Source organism: Photobacterium sp. R1 (assembly GCF_054600795.1).
The window spans coordinates 1-231 of sequence record NZ_BAAHZP010001068.1; the positions used below are offsets into that span (position 1 = coordinate 1).

Genomic DNA, 231 nt, shown 5'->3' on the forward strand with positions numbered 1-231 from the left:
CCTCTTTCGGTGAAGGCTCGTCTAGCTTCACCAATTGGAAGCGGCGGGCCAGCGCAGGATCTTTTTCAAAGTATTTTTTGTATTCTGACCAGGTGGTCGCCGCGATAGTTTTCACTTCACCCCGCGCCAGCGCAGGTTTGAGCAGGTTAGCCGCGTCACTGCCGCCAGCCTGATTACCGCCGCCAACCAGTGTATGGGCTTCATCTATGAAAAGAATAATGGGTGTCGGTG

The 231-nt window shown here is 54.1% G+C and carries 1 pseudogene; it reads right to left on the reverse strand.

From position 1 onward, the window contains the following. Positions 1-231, reverse strand: a pseudogene (locus ACYP03_RS28350) (hypothetical protein); the annotation flags it as partial.